Genomic DNA, 20,914 nt, shown 5'->3' on the forward strand with positions numbered 1-20,914 from the left:
ACATCGCTAGGCCAAAGGCGGTATGGCTACGCCATGATTGGAGTTATTGATTTTTTAGCCGGATCCTAATCAATTTATTTTCTTTGGGCTTTAAGCTAAAGCTGGCCGCTTTAAAGCTGGGCGGTCCAGCCAAAATTTTGGGATCATTAGAAAAGCCATAGGGCTCTGTTGGAATACCAAAAAAGTTAAGGTCTAGCCGGCCATTGCCATTGAGGTCCTGAAAAAAGGCTAGGGCATATTGTCCTGGAGGAAGTTGGCCTAAATCAATGCGCAAAGGCAGATTTTGAAGCGGAACTACTGCCTTTTTAAGGGCCAATTCTTCTTTTTGAAAGCTTTGGACGCTATTATACAGCGCATAATAGATTTGGCCCTCTACCTTTTTGGCCGACTCTAGCTGAATGATTAGCTGTTGGGCCGAAATGGGGCTAAAGCAGAGAAAAAAGAGGGCAAAAACAAGCAAAAAAGGAGGAAACATAAGCAGGGGGGATGAGCAAAGTTTGAAAATAAGAGGAATATTGATCGAGGAGGGCCGAGAGGTTAATTGCATGAGGGTTTTAACCCTCATGCATATATATCATGGCGAAGCCATACCGCTCTTGCTGTAGGTTTCCACCTACAGCATCGGCCTAGCGATGTGAAAGGGTGGCCGAAGGCCAGACCGAAGCGCGCAGCGCTGAAGGGCCGAGCAGACCTGCGAGCCCTGAAACGACAACAAGGTCTTTAGACCGCAGTTCGACGACCAAAGGGAGTAACCGCAGCAAGGCGAAGCCGCAGCTGAGGCCCAAAAAACAAACAGCAGCATAGAAAAAAAGGTTAAAAATCCAATAGCAGAAAGCCGTGAAAAATGTATTACTTTTGTCTTTCAGCCGATTAGAAGCATAAACAGCAGCCTATGAAATCATTGGAAGACCTACACAATAGCTTGCCCTATCGCAAGTCAAATGACGATAATTTTGGGAATGTACTGGGCAAAATGTTGCAAGTATATGGCTTGAGTGACAAGATGCGGGAGTTTCAGATTCGGAACTACTGGGAGCAGCAAATGGGGCCAATGATTGCGGAGCACACACAATCTATTTTTGTAAAAAGGCGCAAATTATTTGTGCGGATGCGCTCTGCGCCCTTGCGTCAGGAGCTGCTTTATGGCAAGGCCAAACTCTTGGAATTGCTGAATCGGCATTTGGGAGAAGAATACTTGAAGGATGTGGTCATTTTGGCCTAAAACAGCGGAATAGTGTCGCAATTATTGCAAATTTTGGGCCCCACGGCCAGCGGAAAAACAGCATTGGGCATTGCCTTGGCCCAGGAATATGAGGCAGAAATATTTTCTTGTGATGCTCGGCAATTTTACCGAGAAATGGAGATTGGAACGGCCAAGCCAACAGCCGAAGAACTGGCCGCGGCCCCGCATCATTTTATCAATAGCTTGTCGATAGAGGACAACTATACGGTGGGGGATTATGAGCAGGATATTTTGGCTGCTTTGGCCAATTATTTTGAGCAAAAAGAGCTGGCTATACAATTGGGCGGTTCGGGATTGTTTGCTCGGGTTACGGCAGAGGGCCTAGATGAATTTCCAGATGTGCCCGCAGCTGTTCGGGAAGAACTAGAGGCCGAATTGGCCGAAAAAGGCTTGGACGCCTTACAGCAAGAACTGGCCGAAAAAGACCCTCAATATTATCAAGAAGTAGATCGGCAGAACCCGAGAAGATTGGTCCGAGCCCTAGAGATTTGTCGGGCTACGGGACAAGCTTATAGCAGTTTTAGGCAGCAAAAGCGGGCCGTTCGTCCGTTTAAGGTCATAAAGGTTGCCTTAGATTGGCCCAGAGAACAGCTCTATGAGCGAATAGACCGCAGAGTTTTGCTGATGTTAGAGCAGGGCCTAGAGGCCGAAGCCAAGGCCTTGTACCCAAAAATAGATTTATTGTCCTTAAAAACAGTAGGTTATCAGGAATGGTGGCCGTATTTTGAGGGCCAAATTGATCGGGCCGAGGTCATTCGCTTGATACAGCGGAATAGTCGGCGCTATGCCAAACGGCAGATGAGCTGGTTGCGCAAGGAAAAAGATGTACATTGGGTAAATGCTCAATTGCCTTTAGATGAACAAGTTGAGGCCGTTTTGAGCTATTTGAAATCGCTATAATTAACGTTTAGTTGACTCCCAAAGGTTGGATATTCCTAACAATGCTCGTATTATTGCGGCCTTAAAGAGAAATTTCAGCTTTATATCAAAAATAAGTAAATGAAACAAACGATTAGTTTCCTCTTCGCCCTCTGCTGTAGCTTTCCGCTAGTAGCACAACTTACAGTTACCTTAGATAGCACACAAGATGTGAGCTGTAATGGCAATAACGATGGGGCTGTTTTTGTCACGGCAGACCTTAATAGCTGTAGCTCAACTACCGTTTTAATCAATGAGTTTTTAGTAGATGGACCTGGGACTGGAGACGGAACAGGTTGTGGCGCCAATGGCGACCCCCTCTCTGAAGAATATATTGAGCTCATCGCTCCCGCAGGTACAGATTTGAGTTGTTATGTTTTGACCGATGGCGACTGGATTTTGACGCTGCCCGCAGGCAGTATCGTCCCCTCCGATGGCTTGTTTACGATTGGCCATAATAACTCACCTTTGCATGTTGGTAACGGAACTACCTTTGACCTCGATGTTGAGGGCTGTAACTGTATCGCCGATGTAGGAGCACTAAGTTGTCAGGACCTTATTTTTACCAATGGTGGAGAATACCTTACTATGTATAACGCCAGCGGAACCTTTATTGATGGGGTGATTTATGGCAGTCCGAGCAGTGTGAATAATACGCCTACCCCTGGAGATATTATCAGCACCTCTGGCTTGACGGGTTGTGTAGGCAGTGTAACTATTCCCGCTCTCTCTAGCTATGCCACAATTAGCGTTTCTGGAGATGTCTACCAACGCGACCCTGATGGTGGAAGTACTTGGGCCGCTACCAATGCCATGACGCCCAATGCATGTAATGTGGGCGGTGCTGGAAACCTAAGCTTCCTTTGGTCTAATGGAGATACCACCGAAGACCTTTCTGGCCTAGCCGGAGGTACTTATACCCTAACTGTAACAGAAAGTAATGGAACTACAGCGACCGTAACCGCTACTATCAATGAACCTACCGCTATTGTGGCTACTTCTAGCTTGACCGACCCCAACTGTCCGAACAGCTTGGATGGCGCTATTGATATTAGCGTAAGCGGCGGCGCCAATGCCTATACTTTTGCTTGGTCAAATGGCGAAGTTACAGAAGACTTGACGAATGTGGCCGCAGGAAGCTATAGCGTGACCATCACGGATACTACTGGCTGCGAATTGGTCGATAGCTATCAACTCAATACGCCTTCTGGCTTTGCCGTAGCGCTCGATTCTGCCGTTTCGCCCCTTTGTAATGGCGATGCTAACGGAACAATTGATGTGAGCGTGACGGGTGGTGTTGCGCCAATTACTTACCTTTGGTCCAATACGGCCACCACCGAAGACCTTAGCGTTTTGGCCGCTGGCACTTATGCCCTTACTGTTACCGACGGCAACGGCTGTACCGATACTTTGTCGGCTGTTTTGCAAGATCCTACTCTACTTACGGCTAGCAGCAGTAGCCAAGACGAAAGCTGCGCCCTCAATGATGGCCAGATTGATCTTAGCCCCCAAGGCGGAACCGCCCCCTACACTTTCCTTTGGTCTGATGGCTCTACTACAGAAGACCTTAGCGGATTGAGCGCAGGAAGTTATACGGTAACCATCAATGATGCGAATGCCTGCCAAACAACAGCTACGGCTCAACTGGCTGCTGCCAGGCCTCCAACACTTAATCCTAGCCTAGGTTATAGCAACCAACAAGATACGGCCATGGATTTGGGCCTGACTATTCCCGCTACTACTGGCGCTAATGAAGCTGGCGTAAGCTATAGCTGGACCTACAGCCCCGCAGGCGGCCTAAACCTCAGCTCCGATACCCTTAGCGATATCGAACTAAGCGGCCTGAGCGTAGGAAATTATACCATTACCGTTAGCGCTACGGCCAACAACTGTACGCTCAGCGAAACACTTACGCTAGAAATTACCGAATTGCCAGAGCCTGCCGTACCTTCGGCCTTTACGCCCAATGGCGATAATATCAACCCCAGTTTCCGCGCCCTCTATCTAGATGCCGCCTATGTGGATGAGTTCAAGATTTATAACCGCTGGGGCCAATTGGTCTATGACAATGCCGATAACCCCGTTTGGGATGGAACCATTGAGGGAACTGTACAGGCCCGCGATGTCTATATTTATCTCATTAGCTACCAACGCCCACAAGATAGCGAGCCCGTTGTGCTCCGTGGCCAAGTGACGCTTTTGCGCTAAGTTTTTCGCCCAATAAAAAGAGAGCTCCCCTTGCAGTGTTTTGCTGTAAGGGGAGTTTTTTTTGGGGCTGCCCCTTGCGCTAGGTTAAAACCCAGCGCAAAGCGGTATCGCTTTGCGAAGCTATACAAAATGAGGGTTAAAACCCTCATGAATGATCGCTCGGGTCGGGCCATTGCGCAGCTCGCAGGTCTGCTCGGCCCTGCGGCGGCTTCGCCGCCTTGGTCTGCCGCCTTCGGCGGCCCTGCTACAGCCCCTCAGCCTGCGGGCCTTCGGCCCTTTTGACTGTAGGTTGAAACCTACAGCCAGATGTGGTATTGCTTCGCAATGATCTATGAATGAGGATTAAAACCCTCATGGATTAAACAAAAGCTGCAGGGATTGGCAAAAAAAAGAACAAAGCCCCAAACTTCCGTTTGGGGCTTTGAATAGCTCGTTTTTATTTTTTATGGAGTGGAATTTCTTTAATCAATTGATCAGCATTATTGGATAAGACCTGTTTAACCGATATTCCTCCATTTGGATACACAAAGTTGTCAATAGGATCAAGCAATAACCATTGTACTTCTACGCTATTTCCTTTCTTTACCGTTTGTAAGCTCCCCTTAACAAGTTTGAAAAACCCTTCTTGCATTCCTTCTGTCTTTGTATTAGCTACAGAGGCATTTATACTAACATTTGCTGAGCTATAATTTGTAGTAGATTTTTCTGTAGCATATTCATCTGTAAGAGAATAGTCGCCTCCAAGTATGCCATCAAGACCAAAGTTTGCAGCGCCTGTTCGCCCGATGTTATGTGTGGAACCTTTTGTTTTACTACTCCCTATTTCAACTCCAGCCTCTGCAGCTATATTTACAGTTCTTTGATCCGCAGCTATTTTATAGCTAATCTCTGCAGAAAATTCGTGATAAGCAGTACCATCAGCTTCCACAATTAGCCGAGCATTAAAACTGGCTTTGATTTCATAGTCAGGCCCCTTTTTTTGACTAACATTCATGCTTAGAGCTGTGGCTTTTGCCGCATACTGCCCGTTGTTTTTATTCAACTGAAATTTGATAGTAAGCGAGAGGGTACTATCATTAGAGAGTAGAATATTTTGAGTTAAGCTATCTTCGGTATGGCTAGGGGCCCATTGCACTACTGCTTGTTGACAACTTTTTATGGCCTCTTTTATATTGTCCTCCTGGAAATTATGAGCGAGAATTAGTGCTAAGTCTTCAGCTAATGTTGCATTAGCCCTATTTGCTTCTATATAGCTGATTAGCCCATTTTTTTCTTTATGGAAAAAAGTATTGCCTATAGCCTTTTTATAAGGCCGTATAAGATGATGGGCTAAAATTATATTTCTGCCCTTGAGGCTTGCTTTGAGTTGTTTAAGCTCAGCCTCCAAGGCTGGAGCAAAAGCAGCCATTGCCGCTTCTTTTTTGAAATAGGCGATTAATTTTTCAGTTAAACAATCTAGCTTATAGACGCTATTGTCAGTTGCAAAAACATTAGACTGCCTTACCCAATCTAAGTAAATATCATAGCAGTTAAATTTTGCTCTTGCACCATCTATTTCTGCAAGAAGAGCTAGAATTTTGTGAAGGTTGGGTAGCACTACTTTAGTGTGATTTTCATACCATGCTTCAGGATGCGCAATTAAAAAGGTAGCTGTTTTATCGATGACCTTAATCATATTACTGGATACATCTTCATTGCTTAGTTGTCCTTTCGGAAGGAGTTTACGGCTGTAATCAAAAATTAGCTGAACGACTTTGGGGTCATCAACTTTATCCCATTCTTTTATTTCTTCTAATACATAGATAGCGTTAATTTTTAGATCTCGGTATTTTTCTAGCGTATCTAAGACCATCAGCTCATAAATAGTTTTTATGCTTTGGGTTTTCCAGTTTTCAACTTTTGCAGTCCATTTCTCTATAGCCATTTCTTTCTCTCTTTCCTTCTCTTTTCGTGTCTCCTCCAATTCTTTTTCCTTCTCCTTCAACTCCTCCTCCGTCAAAAAGTCATCTTTGGCCAGGGCTTGGTCCAAAATGGGTTCTAGTTGATTTGGGGAAAGGACATAAGGCGCAATGCTAGACTCAATAAAGCGGGATTTAGCTCTATACTTCTTAATCTTTTCTACCGCATCATAACGCTCAAAAATTTGGGCCAATTCTTCTAAAAACATACTGGGCGGCTTGTTGTCTGCCTGCTCTACTAAAGCCTTAATATCTGCTGCAATTAGACGGCAAACTTTGAGCTTTTTACCTTGAGAAAAGCAGATATACAAATGATTTAGAGCATTCGTTCTTAGCCATTTGTCTTTTTGAATATTGCTTTTTAGGCTTTTTGCTTTATCTGCTAAATCTAGAGCATTTTGAGCAAATTGTAATAAAAAATCAGTTTTGGGAATATCCTCTTCCTTAAGGGCCAAAAATAGCTGCTTCAAATTGGCCTTATCTGTTTTGAGCTGTGGCTTAAAGGCCTTTAGGCCCTCTTTGGTCTTGAGCAAAGCCGCCTTCAGGCTCGGGCGATCAGGATCCTCTGCCGGAAGTTCCTGATAAAGCGCATAGAGCTCTTGATATTGGGCCAAGGTTTCTTCATAAAGGGCCGTGTCTTCTTGATACTGCTGCTGCTTTTTTAGAAAAAGTTGATGATTATCCATTTTTATAGTATTGAATGGGCTAATAAATAAGAAGCTGTGAAATAGAAAAATGGCTAATGCTTTCATCATTTTGTTTTTGTGTTTATGCAAAAGTAGTAACTTTAATTTATAAACGCAAAATGACTTTGAAATTTTTATCAAAGGATGGCCGAAGCGCAGGACTTCCATTCGGCCTAGCGATGCGGCGGGGTGGCCCGCAGGGCCAGACCGAAGGCGAAACGAAGTGTAGCCTGAAGGGCCGAGCAGACCTGCGAGCCCCAAAGCGTAGCGCCGCAAGGCCGCAGGCCGCAGCGGAGGCCCCAAAAAATCAGCAGTAGAAATAAAAAAAGCGGGCCCGCAGCAAAAATGCTACAGACCCGCTTAAAATGAAAAAAGCACCAACTTGCGTTAGTGCTTTTTTGCGGTCTGGACGGGACTCGAACCCGCGACCCCCTGCGTGACAGGCAGGTATTCTAACCAACTGAACTACCAGACCAGTGATGCCCTCTTTTTGAGTGCGACACAAATATAAGACGGGATTTTGGACTTTCCAAATTTATTTTTAGAAATAGGCCATTTTTTTCTAAAAAAAGAGCAAAAACAAGCCTATAAGCCCAAAAAGGCGCCTTTTTAGTAAATGATTCTAGACAAAGAAGCAATTACGGCAGAGAGGCGGACCGACTCAAATACTCGGGCTTCGGTGCTGCCAAGGCCCAACAAAGAAGCTTCATGAGATTTTACACAAGCCTCGCAACCATTTACGGCAGAAACGGCCAAGCTAACGAGCTCAAAAAATTCTTTGCCCAAAACGGGGTTCATCATGATATTCATCCGCAAACCTGCGCGCATAGTTTCGTAAGAATCTTTGCCCATATAGTGGCGGAAACGGTAAAATACATTGTTGGCACTTAGCAAAGAGCTACAAGCAATGGCATCAGCAATTTCGGCTTCTGTGGCCTCGGCTTCTCTAGCTTGGGCCGTGAAAGATTTTTCTAAAACGGTATTGTGCAAAGCATTGGCAATAGCCAAGCTAATGAGCGCTACCTCTTTGGCATTGAGCTCTTTAGAGCGACGAAAGCCCTTGAGATTCATGCGTAAATCGCGCAAATATTTAGACTCGCCCTTAATCAGTTGCTCTAGGCTAGGGTTGCTATAATCTTCGGTTAGGCCAAGGTCGGCCAATAAATCATTTAGGGTACTAGATAGCATTTTTGTTAAATTTGGAGTGAAAAAAAAGCCGCTTCTCCCAAAAGGAGAAGGCAGCTCATCTATATATTAAACCGTCAATTAGACATTGAGGGTAGCTTCTCCTTTCTTCCAGTTACAGGGGCAAAGCTCATCGGTTTGCAAACCGTCGAGTACGCGGATAACCTCTTCTACGTTACGGCCTACATTAAGGTCGTTTACGCTAACAAAGCGGATCACGTTATCAGGATCAATGATGAAAGTAGCACGGTAAGCTACGCGCTCATTGGCTTCCAAAATACCCAACTCTTCAGCCAAAGACTTAGAGGTATCGGCGAGCATAGGAAACTGCAAGCCACGTAGGTCCTCATGGTCATGTCTCCAAGCCAAGTGAACAAACTCAGAGTCAGTAGAAGCACCAATTAGGGTTGTGTCACGATCGCGGAACTCATCAAAGGCTTTGTTGAACTCAGCAATTTCAGTAGGACAAACGAAAGTGAAATCTTTGGGCCACCAGAACATAACGGTCCAGCGGTTATCTTCATTTTTGAAGTCATTAACGAGCTCAGCAAACTCTTTTCCCTTTTCTAGAGAAACTACTGCTTGCTTTTTAAATTGAGGAAACTCAGAGCCGATTGAAAGTAGGCGATTCATACTAGTTTTATTTTAAGTTGTCAAACAAAAATTACGAAAGCTTAATTTAGTTCAGAGCCTAAGCCCTTGACTTTCGTTCTATCTTGCTAACACAAAAATACGTCAGCCGTTTAAATAAATCGAATTGATTTTTTTGATAAAAATATAGACAGACTCTATATAGCCTGCAACTTGAAATAAAAGAAGCTGTAATCTTTTTTAAGCCGAATTTTATTTAGAAAAGCAACCCTAAATCACTCAATAATTAGTTAAACTTTTTTTTAATGCCTACACTCAGTCAACTAGAATATATTGTCGCTGTAGATTTACATCGGCATTTTGGGGCCGCGGCCCAACACTGCTATGTAACGCAGCCCACTTTGAGTATGCAAATCAAAAAAGCAGAGGAAGAGCTGGGTCTTAGCCTCTTTGACCGCAGCCGCCAACCTATTGTACCCACCGAAATGGGCCGCTTAATTATTGAACAGGGCCGAGTGATCCTTCGAGAACGAGACCGACTGCATGAACTATTGGCCGAATTTAAAAATGAGTTGCAGGGCCATCTTCGCCTGGGGATTATTCCCACTCTAGCCCCTTATTTGTTGCCTAAGTTTGTGGGGGATTTTGTCCGAAATTATCCCAAAATTAAGCTGGAAGTGCTAGAGCTATCTACTAAAGACTTGGCCGAAGCACTAGAAAAAGACCAGGTTGATTTAGGGATTTTAGTTACACCTTTTCGACAGGCCAAGATCCATACAATTCCCCTTTTTTATGAGGAAATTCAGCTCTATATTCATGAGCAAGATCCTCTTTTTAAGGAGCGTGTTGTTGCCGCCGAGGAGCTCAAAGGAAGAAGCCTTTGGCTACTTAGACAAGACCACTGTTTCCGCAATCAAATGATCAACCTTTGTAAAATTCCGCAAGAAGAACAACGGCTGCCTTTTAGCTTTGATAGTGGCTCCTTGGAGGCTTTGCAGCGTTTGGTGGACCAAGAAGGGGGCTTTACGCTTTTGCCCGAATTAGCCTGCCGTGCCGAACAAGCTCCCCGCCTTCGCCCAATTTCCCCAAAACCACTGCGAGAGGTAAGCCTGGCCCATTTGCATAATTTTGCCAAACCCCGCTGGATTAAAATTCTGAAGGAGGAAATTTTGGCCGCCCTGCCCAAACGAATGCAGGAGCTCCAAGACGGACAGCTAGTCGATTGGCAATAGCTTAAGGGTAGTATTGCCCTTGATACAATAGGGTTTTATCTGATTTTAGCTCATAGTAGAGCCGCTGCTGCGGAAGCTGTAAAAACAAGCCCTCCGAAAGCAGCTGCCATTGTAGCTCGGGGCTGTCTTTGGGCCGCTCTAAGCCCTTGGCCAAGCGCCGCAACAACATAAATTCTGTTTGTCGACTTTGCTGGCCCCGCTGCTGATGTAGACCCAATACCCAAATGTTTTCTTTTCCCTTTTTCCCCATCCATAACCAAAGTTTCCACTGGCCTTTTTGGTATAGGCAAATGGGCCGCCCAAGTTGCTGGTTAAGGTCTTTTTGCTTTTTGGCCACGGCGGCTAAGGGCCATTGCTGTATCCATTCTTGGGCGGGCCATTGCTGGCTCTTAAATAAACGCCGCTGGGGCAACAAAAGCAGCTCTTCGGGCAAGGCTTCCTCCCGAATTAAAGCCTGATTGAGTTGGGCCAATTGCTGAATTTCTCTGGCCTCTGTTTTAGCCAGTTTCTCGAGCTGGAGCAAGGCTTTTTCCGACTCCCCCTGGGCGTTCCAAATGATGGCCTCGGCCAACTGAATATAGGCCTTTAGGGGCTGCTTGGCCTGCCCTTCGGCTAGTTTGAGCAGCTGCTCGGCCCGCTGCAAGGGCTGGGCCTCTAGCTCAAATAGCTCGGCCTGATGAATGAGGTAAAGTGCCTGCGCATAGCCCAAATAACTCACTAAAGGCATTTTCTCTTTTTGGGCCACCTGCCTAAAATAATCTAGGGCCAAGGCTAGCCGCTGCTTGGGCGATTTTCCGAGGTAAATGCCGGCCCCCCGCAGCCGCTCGGGCCGCTTCCAGTTGTTGTGCAATAGGTTGGGAAAAAACTGCGCTTCGGGATAGGCCTGGGCCGTAAATTGTAGTTGGACCAAAGCCATATTATGCAAAAGCTGACTATGCGCAACGCCCATGCTGTCTATCAAATAATGATAACAAGCCTCCGCCTGAAGATAGCCGCCCAAACTCGCCCATTGCTGCCCAGCCTCAAAAACCTGAATCAGCTCTTCGGTCCGTTGCAACACCCCCTCATAGGCCTTTTGCCGAAGGGGCAAGGGCAAATAGCCCTGCAAATCGGCCGCAAGCTGATAATCCGCATAGGCTTTTTCCATAAAATGAGCAATGCAGTTTTGCCCCGAAGGCGTTTGGGCCAATGGATCAAATCCAGCCATATAGGCCCAAAAAGCCCCCTCTTGGTCCGCCTGCGCTTCTTGCTGCTGCCAAAGCTGAAAATTCTTGCTTTTGGCCGCAAATGCCGTTCGCCTTTTGCCATGCTCTCGCCGATGATGACTGAGCTCATGCGCCAATAAAAAAGCCATGGCATCTTGCCCATGAGGCAGCTGCTGACAAAGCTGAACCATTTTTTGGTCCAAGACAATCCAATTGCTATCGGCCTGATAAAAAGCCATGCTCGCCCGCTGCCGCCAGATTTTTAGACTAGGCGGATGCGGCAAATGCAAGGAGGCCAATAATTGCTCATAAATAGGGGCCACATACTGCTGCTCGGCACTGCTTTTGGCCAAAAACTGCTGCCCCAAAAGCGAATGACTCGCCAACAAAAAGAGAATAAGGATCCGATACATCTTTTCTGCTTTATACAGTTTTAAAGAAAGAGTTAGGCCTAAAATAATTCCATTTTATGTTTGTTGCCGCTTTTTTTAAGGAGGTTTTGGGGCCTCCGCTGCGGCCTGCGGCCTTGCGGCGCTACGCTTTGGGGCTCGCAGGTCTGCTCGGCCCTGCAGCCGCCTGTGGCGGCTTTGGTCTGGCCCTGCGGGCCACCCCGCCGCATCGCTAGGCCGAATGGCCTTCGGCCATCCTTTGATAAAAATTTCAAACTAATTTTGCGTTTATAAATTAAAGTTACTACTTTTATGTAAACACAAAAACAAAACGATGAAAGCATTAGCCATTTTTCTATTTCACAGCTTATTATTTATTAGCCCATTCAATACTATAAAAATGGATAATCATCAACTTTTTCTAAAAAAGCAGCAGCAGTATCAAGAAGATACAGCCCTTTATGAAGAAACCTTGGCCCAATATCAAGAGCTTTATGCGCTTTATCAGGAGCTTCCTGCAGAGGATCCCGATCGCCCAAGCCTAAAGGCGGCTTTGCTCAAGACCAAAGAGGGCCTAAAAGCCTTTAAGCCACAGCTCAAAACAGATAAGGCCAATTTGGAGCAGCTATTTTTAGCCCTTAAGGAAGAAGATATTCCCAAAACTGATTTTTGGGTAAAATTTGCCCAAAACGCTCGAAAAGTTGCTTTAAAAGCACGAAAGCTACAAGGCAATATTCAAAAAGACGAATGGGAGGAAACCTTATACCTCAATGATCTTTACATCAGCTTTTCTGAAGGTAAAAAGCTCAAAGTTTGCCGTCTGATTGCGGCAGATATTAAGGCTTTAGTGGGGCAGGCAGACAACAAGCCGCCCAGTATGTTTTTAGAAGAATTGGCCCAAATTTTTGAGCGTTATGATGCGGTAGAAAAGATTAAGAAGTATAGAGCTAAATCGCGCTTTATTGAGTCTAGCATTGCGCCTTATGTCCTTTCCCCAAACCAACTAGAACCCATTTTGGACCAAGCCCTAGCCAAAGATGACTTTTTGACGGAGGAGGAGTTGGAGGAGAAGGAAAAAGAATTGGAGGAGACGAGAAAGGAGCTAGAGGAGACGAGAAAGGAGTTGGAAAGAGAGAAAGAAATGGCCATAGAGAAATGGACTTCAAAAGTTGAAAACTGGAAAACCCAAAGCATAAAAACTATTTATGAGCTGATGGTCTTAGATACGCTAGAAAAATACCGAGATCTAAAAATTAACGCTATCTATGTATTAGAAGAAATAAAAGAATGGGATAAAGTTGATGACCCCAAAGTCGTTCAGCTAATTTTTGATTACAGCCGTAAACTCCTTCCGAAAGGACAACTAAGCAATGAAGATGTATCCAGTAATATGATTAAGGTCATCGATAAAACAGCTACCTTTTTAATTGCGCATCCTGAAGCATGGTATGAAAATCACACTAAAGTAGTGCTACCCAACCTTCACAAAATTCTAGCTCTTCTTGCAGAAATAGATGGTGCAAGAGCAAAATTTAACTGCTATGATATTTACTTAGATTGGGTAAGGCAGTCTAATGTTTTTGCAACTGACAATAGCGTCTATAAGCTAGATTGTTTAACTGAAAAATTAACCGCCTATTTCAAAAAAGAAGCCGCAATGGCTGCTTTTGCTCCAGCCTTGGAGGCAGAGCTTAAACAACTCAAAGCAAGCCTTAAGGGCAGAAATATAATTTTAGCCCGTCATCTTATACAGCCTTATAAAAAGGCTATAGGCAATACTTTTTTCCATAAAGAAAAAAATGGGCTAATCAGCTATATAGAAGCAAATAGGGCTAATGCAACATTAGCTGAAGACTTAGCACTAATTCTCGCTCATAATTTCCAGGAGGACAATATAAAAGAGGCCATAAAAAGTTGTCAACAAGCAGTAGTGCAATGGGCCCCTAGCCATACCGAAGATAGCTTAACTCAAAATATTCTACTCTCTAATGATAGTACCCTCTCGCTTACTATCAAATTTCAGTTGAATAAAAACAACGGGCAGTATGCGGCAAAAGCCACAGCTCTAAGCATGAATGTTAGTCAAAAAAAGGGGCCTGACTATGAAATCAAAGCCAGTTTTAATGCTCGGCTAATTGTGGAAGCTGATGGTACTGCTTATCACGAATTTTCTGCAGAGATTAGCTATAAAATAGCTGCGGATCAAAGAACTGTAAATATAGCTGCAGAGGCTGGAGTTGAAATAGGGAGTAGTAAAACAAAAGGTTCCACACATAACATCGGGCGAACAGGCGCTGCAAACTTTGGTCTTGATGGCATACTTGGAGGCGACTATTCTCTTACAGATGAATATGCTACAGAAAAATCTACTACAAATTATAGCTCAGCAAATGTTAGTATAAATGCCTCTGTAGCTAATACAAAGACAGAAGGAATGCAAGAAGGGTTTTTCAAACTTGTTAAGGGGAGCTTACAAGCGGTAAAGAAAGGAAATAGCGTAGAAGTACAATGGTTATTGCTTGATCCTATTGACAACTTTGTGTATCCAAATGGAGGAATATCGGTTAAACAGGTCTTATCCAATAATGCTGATCAATTGATTAAAGAAATTCCACTCCATAAAAAATAAAAACGAGCTATTCAAAGCCCCAAACGGAAGTTTGGGGCTTTGTTCTTTTTGGCCCAATCCCTGCAGCTTTTGTTTAATTTTAGATGCCGTTTAATCCATGAGGGTTTTAATCCCATTCATAGATCATTGCGAAGCAATACCACTTCTAAACGGTTTTGCAGGCGGCGAAGCCGCCGCAGGCTGAGGGGCTGTAGCAGGGCCGCCGAAGGCGGCAGACCAAGGCGGCGAAGCCGCCGCAGGGCCGAGCAGACCTGCGAGCTGCGAAATGGCCCGACCCGCCCGATAATTCATGAGGGTTTCAACCCTCATTTTGTATAGCTTCGCAAAGCGATACCGCTTTGCGCTGGGTTTTAAGCTAGCGGAAGGGGCAGCCCCAAAAAAAGCCCCCTTAGCACAGCAGGCAAGAGGGCAAAATAAGTGATTAGTGATGGGCTTTAGACATTTTCGAGAATGAGGAAAATGAGCCAGATAATAATGAGGAGGGTACCGATAAAGCCAAAAATAGAGGCGAGTACCCCGATATCAAGTAGGCTAAAGAGGGCGCCCAAAACGATAAGTAAGAGGCCAAGAAGGAGGAGGTTTTTCATGGGAATATTGAGCTGTGTTTGCTCGGGGGCCTGTTCGCTATTTAGTTTTTTGAGCAAAAAGGCCTTCTTTTCGGCTTTGCTAAGGCCTTTCATTTCTTTGCGGTACTTTTTGCGGAGTTTGCGCAGTTTTTGGCGCTTTTGTTTTTTAGTGAGTTTTTTGCCTTTACCCTTACCTTGGCCCAATACGGTTTCCTGATGGAAATGGCCCATATCTATGGCTGAAGAGGCGGCCTGTAGTTGCTGGTTGGGTAGAAAACTAAAGAGGGCAAAAAGCAAAGGGAGCATCCAGTAGTACTTCATAATCATAATTTAGCAGTGAAGAGATATAAAGAAATGTAAAATACAAGGAAGTTTGGAAAATGGAAATAGGGGTTTAAAAAGGTTGGCCCACGGCCAGGACCCAATTGAGGCGGCCCCAATTCCAGTAGACGGGTAGGCCATCTGCGCCATAACGTTGAATTTGGCCATTTTCGTCGGTAATATCAAAGCCGGCTGGATTTCGGACCTGCATGGCCAAATCTAGGCGGAGGATAAAAAAGCTCATATCGAGGCGGATGCCGATGCCTGCATCTAGGGCCAGTTCTTGCCAAAAGTCCCAGCCGATGGCGCCATTTTCTTCTGGGCTGTAGGGGTAGCCGGCAAAATCTCTTTCAATGCCTTTCATCAGCCAGACATTTCCGGCATCGGCAAAGAGGGCGCCGCCAATCCAGGAATTGAGCATAAAGCGAAACTCCGTATTCATTTCTAGGCGAATATCGCCGAGTTGGAACTCTGCGCCGGGTTCTGCTCGGATGCGGCCGGGGCCGAGGTAGCGCATATTCCAGCCGCGCATACTGCTTGGGCCACCCAAGTAAAACTGTCGACTAAAGGGGACGCGGCTAGAGTTGGCATAGGGCAGGGCGGCCCCCAGCATGAGTCGGCTAGCTAGGCTATACTTTTTGGCGATGCGCCAATTGTGGCCGAGGTCCAGATCGACCTTACTATATTGGGTGTAGGGGATCCCAAAAAACTGAATATCGTTATTGCCATTGATTTGGTCGAGCAGCCAGACGCTAGAGCCCGTTATTTCTAGCAGGGCCCTAAAGTAGCCCAATTGATTTTTGGCGATGCGGATATTGCTTCGGCTATATTGAAAATTGCTAGCGGGAATAAAATAGCGTTCTTGCAGAGAGAGCCAAAGGCCGAGGTTACTTTCGGCTAGGCGCTCGCTAAAGGTGGCATCTAGTTGGGGCTCGAGGGTGAGGTTGACTTGTAGGGGCGACCAGCTAAAACTTTGGTGCTTGCCTTTTTGCCAATTGTAGGAAAAGCTAGCATCAAAAGAGCTAATGCGGAAATCGCTGGCCTGTTGGAGATAATTATAATTCAGGTTAATCTTGCTATTGGGTTTATCTACGCCTAGGGTCCAGTTTCTAAAGCCTAGCATACGGGGAAACTTCAGCTCGAAACCCGTGCTAATATCGAGTAGGTTGACCCAACTGAGAAAGCCCTCTGTGGCATTGAGCACACTATCTCGGTTTCGGATTTGGAAATCGATCCCACTTTCTATATTAAAGGCAAAAGACTCTCCCCCTCGGAAAATATTGCGATTTCGGGCCGAGAGATTAACAGCGGCGCCTAGATTATTACTTCCCGTATTGACCTCGGTATCTATACCCAATTGTAGTTTTGGGGCTTTTTGCATAAATACATAAGCATCTAACTCATTGGCTTGGCCAGATTTAGAGGGCACATATTCTAGGCGAGGAAAATTAAAGACATTGAGGTCAGAGATGCGGTCGATACTCTCCTTACCCGCATCAAAATTATAGATACTTCCGTTGGTCAATTGGACATTTCTGGAAATGGCCGCATCCTTAATGATAAAGTTTTGCTTTTTGCGCTTAGCAATATCTTTGGCCATCTTAATAGAATCGGTCTCAGCTGTTTTGGCGGGTTTGCGCAAGACCGTATGGATATGAATATCGGTGGGGCTAATTTCTTGGACCTCCTGATAGGATTTGCGAATAAAGCGTTGGCGGTAGGGGTGGAAGCTCAGCTTATAGATTTTGCCATTGAGGGGGTTTTCGGCATAGAACTGCTGTTTGATTCGGTTTTGGTAGAAAGATTTCTTGTTTTCTTTTTTGGGAAAGCTAATTTTGATTTCGTTGCGAGCGATTTGCTCGATCTTGCCCCATTCTGCATTTTTTGGGGCCTTTTCCTTGAGGCTAAGGCGAAGCAGATAGGGGAATTTTCCGCCAGCAAGGACCAAAATGCTTCTATTCTTTTGCTTAGAAATGCGGGCCAGCAGATTTTCCTCTCCCTGCCCAAAGAGCGTCCAATAATTTAGGCTATCGCCCTCATGTAGTTCGCTGCGATAGAGTTGGCGGTGGCCTTTATTGGGGGGACGAAGCACCACATAGCTACTGTCCATTTGGTAGCGGCGGCTACTTTTATGAATTTCGAGTCGGGGTTCATCGAGGACGATAAAGACATTGTGGATACTATACTGTTGGTGCAGGCTACTATCGCTAGGGGGGAGGACATTGACATAGATATTGGCTCGGGGACTTTTGGAGGGGCGGCCCTTAAAATCTAGCGTATCGGCATTGACGGTATCGGCTTCAAAGGCGATATAGTTCCAGTTGAACTCCTGGTAGCCTTGGTTTCGGATTTCGTAGGTGAGTCGGGTTTTTTCCTCTAAAAAGGCCGATTTGGCCAGCGGGTTTCCGGCTTTGAGCTTAGACTTATACTTAGTTTGTTGGAGAATCTTATGAATTTGTGGATCTTTTGATTCAAAGATGACGGTATCGATAAGGAGGGGGCGGCCGGTACTATAATAATAATTGACCTTTGCCTTATAGCGGTTATACTCTACCTGATAGCCCACCTTAGCATCTAGGTAGCCTTGTTGGATGAGATAATTTTGCATAGAGAGCGCGGCATATTTGGCCTCTGCGGAGTCAAATATACTGGGGGCTTCGCCCACCTTATTGCGCAAAAACTTTCTCCAGCGATTATCTTTAAAATAGCTAGAGTCTGCGGTTTGGACAAAGTTGAGGGAATCGGGGCGGATGCCGCCTTTTTTCCATTGGCCATTTTCGTCTAGATGCCGATAATTGCGGTCATAAACGTACTTGATGCGTTTTTCCTTGGCTCGGTTATGAATCCAGAGAAAGGGGTAGCTAAAAAGAATCTTCCGATTGGGTTTTTGGCGCAGGGTATAGAAGAGCTCATAGGCAAAAAGCTCCTGCTGTTCGGCAGAAAGCTCATAGCTTTGTTGGGGGACCAGAATAGAGTCGGCACAGAGCAGCGCGCCATCGGCTCGATCTTTATTCTTTTTTTTGTTTAGTTTGATCGTATTACTGACCAAGAGTTGCTCTTCATAGACTCTTCTTTTTTTGTGCTTAGGGTTGGAGTGGGCACGGAGGTACTTGCGGTTTTGGCAGCTATGTTGGCCCAATGCAAGCAGCAAGAGCAGGGGAAAGAGCAGGCCGAGGGGCCAAGAGCGAAGAAAGGGAGCCATATTTTGGGTAGATTGCGGCGTTTTTTTTTGTAGATTGTGGCCTTTGCTTTGGGCGGGCTAAAGATACATCTTTTGTTGCACTCCTTTAGCTGTTTAGCGGCCCGAAGGGCCGAACGGCCTAGCGATGCGGCGGGGTGGCCCGCAGGGCCAGACCAAAGTTTTTGAGCGAAGCGAAAAAACTGCAGGGCCGAGCAAGCTTGCGAGCCCCAAAGCGTAGCGCCGCAGCTTTGCTGCGGAGGCCCCAAAAAAATAAAAATATATGAAACGAATCAGTAAAAATGAGCTGAAGGCCATTAAGAGCTTGCAGCAGAAAAAACAGCGCGATTTGCAAGGGCGTTTTGTGGTAGAGGGAGAAAAAATTGTGCGAGAATTGCTTTTGCAAGACCGTTTTGAGGTAGAGGGCTTGATGGGCATTGAAGAATATTGGGCCGAACTGCCCTTTGAGGATTGGGCGCAGGAGCCCGAGCAATATGGATTGAGCGGAAAGGAGCTGGAGCGGATGTCGGGCCTCAAGCAAGCCAATAAGGTGCTGGCGGTGGTGGCCAAAAGAGAAGCCCCCCCAATTGAGGGCCTGGAGCAAGGCCTGTCTTTGGTCTTGGACCGCCTGCAAAATCCAGGGAATTTGGGGACCATTATCCGCATGGCCGATTGGTTTGGGGTGAAAAATATTTTTTGTAGCCCCGATTGTGTAGACCTTTACAACCCCAAAGTGATTCAGGCGAGTATGGGAAGTTTTTTGCGGGTGAATGTACATTATGTAGACTTGAATCAATTATTTGAGGATTGGGCCGATTTGCCCCGCTATGGTGCGCTTTTGTCGGGCGAAAATGTTTATGATACCCCCTTGAAAAAAGGCGCCTTCCTATTGATTGGAAATGAGAGCCAAGGTTTATCGGAGGAGCTACAGGCGCAATTGACTACCGCCCTGAGCATACCGAAATTTGGCGGGGCCGAGTCTTTAAATGCCGCCGTAGCCACCGGAATCTTATTAGGAGAATTTGCTGTTCGTCAGCTTTAATGGAAAAGAAAAATGGAACCGATATTTACGAATGAGGCCGTTGTTTTGGGCCTGCTGATTGTCGTTTTAGGGGCAGTCTTTTTTACCGAAAAGCTAGAAAGCAAGGGCTGGAAACGCTTTTATACTTTTGTGCCCTCCTTGTTGCTCTGCTATTTTATTCCCGCTTTTTTGCATTATCCACTAGGCCTAATTGCCCCGCATTATTTTGAGCAGGAGCCGCTGGAGGCTGTATTAAAGGCAGCAGAAATTGCCCCTCCCGAGGGTTGGGGAAGCTGGACCTATGAGGCCGTGAAAACTTGGCTGGAAGAAAAAACCAATTTGGAAGAATCGGCCTATATGGCCACGGCCAAGCATTCCAATTTGTACTTTATGGCCTCTCGCTACCTCTTGCCCGTTAGTTTGATTTTACTTTGCCTAAGTATTGATATTAAGGGACTTATTAATTTGGGGCCCAAGGCCTTAATTATGTTTTTTGCGGCTAGTGTAGGAATCATTTTGGGCGGCCCCGCGGCCTTATTACTCAGCAGCTATATTGCCCCCGGCTTGGTCGATATGAGCCCCGACGAGCTCTGGAGAGGATTGTCTACGGTGGCGGGAAGCTGGATTGGCGGCGGCGCCAACCAAACGGCCATGAAAGAGGTCTTTGAGGTGCCCGATAACATCTTTGCCGCCATGATTGTGGTCGATGTGATTGTGGCCAATATCTGGATGGGCTTTTTGCTCTATGGCGTCAAGATTTCAGATAAGGTAGATCGCTGGCTCAAGGCCGATTCTTCGGCCATTAAGGAATTGGAAGAGCGAGTGAGCGATTACCGAATGAGTGTGGCCAAAATGCCAAGCACCTACAGCCTATTTATTATGGCAGCCGTGGGCTTTGGCGGCCTAGCCTTGGCGCATGCCGGGTCGGATTGGATCGTTCCGCTATTGAAACCTTTTGAGAAAACACTGAATGAAATTGGCCTGAGCTCTTTGCTTTCGGCCTTCTTCTGGCTGATCGTTTTGGCCACCACCTACGGCCTAGTGCTCTCCTTTACGCCCGCCCGAAAACTAGAGGGCTTGGGCGCTAGCCGCTGGGGATCCTTGTTCATTTATATTTTGGTGGCCACCATCGGCATGAAAATGAACCTAGGCGAAGTGGTTAAAAACCTCGGTCTTTTTGCTATTGGCATTTGCTGGATGCTCGTGCATGTGGGCATTTTGCTATTGGTCGCCAAACTCATCCGCGCGCCCTTTTTCTTTGTGGCCGTGGGCAGCCAAGCCAATGTTGGGGGCGCTGCTTCTGCCCCTGTTGTGGCCTCTGCTTTTAGTCCCGCCTTGGCGCCAGTAGGCGTACTGATGGCCGTTTTGGGCTATGCCTTAGGTACCTATGGAGCCATTATTTGTGCCCTAATGATGAAGGCTATTGCTAGCTGATAAGTTAAGCGCTCAATAAATGAATCCCTCTTTAGTAGAATAGCTAGAGAGGGATTTTTTTGGGGCCTCCGCTGCGGCCTGCGGCCTTGCGGCGCTACGTTTCGGGGCTCGCAGGTCTGCTCGGCCCTTCGGCAGCAAGCTGCCTCGGTC

The 20,914-nt window shown here is 46.1% G+C and carries 14 protein-coding genes and 1 tRNA gene; 7 read left to right on the forward strand and 8 right to left on the reverse strand.

Going from position 1 to position 20,914, the window contains the following annotated elements:
• Positions 1 to 43: 43 nt before the first annotated feature.
• Complete coding sequence (locus SGRA_RS12170; RefSeq protein WP_245538553.1) at positions 44 to 547, reverse strand: DUF2141 domain-containing protein; 504 nt, start codon at positions 545 to 547, stop codon at positions 44 to 46.
• A 345-nt stretch (positions 548 to 892) separates the two neighbouring features.
• Between SGRA_RS12170 and SGRA_RS12175 the strand changes: the two genes are divergently transcribed.
• The 3 genes from SGRA_RS12175 (at position 893) to SGRA_RS12185 (ending at position 4,369) form a co-directional block, all read left to right on the forward strand.
• Positions 893 to 1,222 (forward strand): DciA family protein, encoded by a 330-nt coding sequence (locus tag SGRA_RS12175; protein WP_015693012.1) that lies wholly within the window; start codon positions 893 to 895, stop codon positions 1,220 to 1,222.
• A gap of 12 nt (positions 1,223 to 1,234) precedes the next feature.
• On the forward strand, positions 1,235 to 2,143 hold the full coding sequence (miaA, locus tag SGRA_RS12180) for a tRNA (adenosine(37)-N6)-dimethylallyltransferase MiaA (RefSeq protein WP_015693013.1): 909 nt from the start codon (positions 1,235 to 1,237) through the stop codon (positions 2,141 to 2,143).
• A gap of 99 nt (positions 2,144 to 2,242) precedes the next feature.
• A complete protein-coding gene (locus SGRA_RS12185; RefSeq protein ID WP_015693014.1) occupies positions 2,243 to 4,369 on the forward strand; it encodes a T9SS type B sorting domain-containing protein in 2,127 nt (708 codons plus the stop codon).
• Between the two features lie 436 nt (positions 4,370 to 4,805).
• Here SGRA_RS12185 and SGRA_RS12190 read toward each other — a convergent pair whose 3' ends face one another.
• From SGRA_RS12190 to SGRA_RS12210, 4 genes are all read right to left on the reverse strand, one after another.
• Positions 4,806 to 7,079 carry a hypothetical protein gene (locus SGRA_RS12190; RefSeq protein ID WP_015693016.1) on the reverse strand — a complete coding sequence of 758 codons (2,274 nt, stop codon included), beginning with the start codon at positions 7,077 to 7,079 and terminating at the stop codon, positions 4,806 to 4,808.
• A 335-nt stretch (positions 7,080 to 7,414) separates the two neighbouring features.
• A tRNA-Asp gene (locus SGRA_RS12200) sits at positions 7,415 to 7,488 on the reverse strand.
• Between the two features lie 134 nt (positions 7,489 to 7,622).
• Complete coding sequence (locus SGRA_RS12205) at positions 7,623 to 8,201, reverse strand: carboxymuconolactone decarboxylase family protein (RefSeq protein WP_015693019.1); 579 nt, start codon at positions 8,199 to 8,201, stop codon at positions 7,623 to 7,625.
• A 78-nt stretch (positions 8,202 to 8,279) separates the two neighbouring features.
• A complete protein-coding gene (locus tag SGRA_RS12210; protein ID WP_015693020.1) occupies positions 8,280 to 8,831 on the reverse strand; it encodes a peroxiredoxin in 552 nt (183 codons plus the stop codon).
• A 263-nt stretch (positions 8,832 to 9,094) separates the two neighbouring features.
• Here SGRA_RS12210 and SGRA_RS12215 point away from each other — a divergent pair, with 263 nt between their 5' ends.
• Entirely contained in the window at positions 9,095 to 10,021 is a 927-nt protein-coding gene (locus SGRA_RS12215; RefSeq protein WP_015693021.1) for a hydrogen peroxide-inducible genes activator, read from the forward strand.
• A 1-nt stretch (position 10,022) separates the two neighbouring features.
• Here SGRA_RS12215 and SGRA_RS12220 read toward each other — a convergent pair whose 3' ends face one another.
• Positions 10,023 to 11,639, reverse strand: a complete 1,617-nt coding sequence (locus SGRA_RS12220; protein WP_015693022.1) for a M48 family metalloprotease — start codon at positions 11,637 to 11,639, stop codon at positions 10,023 to 10,025.
• Between the two features lie 310 nt (positions 11,640 to 11,949).
• Here SGRA_RS12220 and SGRA_RS12225 point away from each other — a divergent pair, with 310 nt between their 5' ends.
• Positions 11,950 to 14,244, forward strand: a complete 2,295-nt coding sequence (locus tag SGRA_RS12225) for a hypothetical protein (protein ID WP_015693024.1) — start codon at positions 11,950 to 11,952, stop codon at positions 14,242 to 14,244.
• A gap of 434 nt (positions 14,245 to 14,678) precedes the next feature.
• Here the strand turns inward: SGRA_RS12225 and SGRA_RS12230 are convergent, their stop codons facing one another.
• Both SGRA_RS12230 and SGRA_RS12235 read right to left on the reverse strand, forming a co-directional pair.
• Positions 14,679 to 15,131, reverse strand: a complete 453-nt coding sequence (locus SGRA_RS12230) for a hypothetical protein (protein WP_015693026.1) — start codon at positions 15,129 to 15,131, stop codon at positions 14,679 to 14,681.
• Positions 15,132 to 15,204: 73 nt separating this feature from the next.
• A complete protein-coding gene (locus SGRA_RS12235; protein ID WP_015693027.1) occupies positions 15,205 to 18,333 on the reverse strand; it encodes an outer membrane protein assembly factor in 3,129 nt (1,042 codons plus the stop codon).
• Between the two features lie 259 nt (positions 18,334 to 18,592).
• On the opposite strand from SGRA_RS12235, the gene SGRA_RS12240 reads away from it, so the two are divergent.
• Together SGRA_RS12240 and SGRA_RS12245 are read left to right on the forward strand one after the other, a co-directional pair.
• Positions 18,593 to 19,351, forward strand: a complete 759-nt coding sequence (locus tag SGRA_RS12240) for a TrmH family RNA methyltransferase (protein WP_015693028.1) — start codon at positions 18,593 to 18,595, stop codon at positions 19,349 to 19,351.
• A 12-nt stretch (positions 19,352 to 19,363) separates the two neighbouring features.
• Positions 19,364 to 20,764 carry a DUF819 family protein gene (locus SGRA_RS12245; protein WP_015693029.1) on the forward strand — a complete coding sequence of 467 codons (1,401 nt, stop codon included), beginning with the start codon at positions 19,364 to 19,366 and terminating at the stop codon, positions 20,762 to 20,764.
• Positions 20,765 to 20,914 lie beyond the last annotated feature (150 nt).

It is taken from the genome of Saprospira grandis str. Lewin (assembly GCF_000250635.1).
In the GTDB taxonomy this organism is placed as follows: domain Bacteria; phylum Bacteroidota; class Bacteroidia; order Chitinophagales; family Saprospiraceae; genus Saprospira; species Saprospira grandis.